The organism is Falsiroseomonas sp. E2-1-a20 (assembly GCF_051433195.1).
GTDB lineage: Bacteria > Pseudomonadota > Alphaproteobacteria > Acetobacterales > Acetobacteraceae > Falsiroseomonas.
The window spans coordinates 1-515 of record NZ_JBHMFT010000198.1; the positions used below are offsets into that span (position 1 = coordinate 1).

At 72.0% G+C, this 515-nt stretch carries 1 protein-coding gene; it reads right to left on the minus strand.

Annotation, left to right across the window (positions count from 1 at the left end; translation table 11 throughout):
• Positions 1–515, minus strand: a 515-nt coding sequence (locus ACFHPP_RS31350; RefSeq protein WP_437167131.1) for a transposase, incomplete at both ends; no start/stop codon positions are given.

A 515-nucleotide genomic window follows, 5' to 3' on the forward strand; every position in this document is an offset into this window, starting at 1 on the left:
TCCCAATCGGCGTTGGACAGCTTCTTGCCCTTGCGGGCGCGATCCAGCCGGACGAGGTCGTCGGCCGTCGGCGTCTCAATGCCGCTCTCGCGGGCCATGCGGGTGAGCATCTCGCGGTAGCCCTCGCCGCTGCCGCGCCGGACGATGGCCCGCAGCGCCGCGTTGGCCTCCATCGTCGAGGCGTCGACGCCGATGCGCTCGCCCTTTACCAGGCCACGCTCGGCCAGGCGCTGCAGTACCCAGGTGAAGACCGCATCGTGCGCCTCGAGCGGCAGCCGCGAGCGCGTGCGGCTCAGCCAGGAATGGTCGGGCACCCGCTCGCGCTCGCCGAGGCGGAGGAAATCGCGCAGCGACAGGCTGTCGGCGCAGCGCCATTCCAGCCCGCGCTCGCTGTCGATGCCCTCGAAGTAGCCGACCAACAGCATCCGGAAGTAGCGCCCCGGCGGCAGCGATGGCCGGCCACGCCGCGCCGCATACTGCGCCGCGCACAGCCCCTCGACGAAGCCGTCGAACCC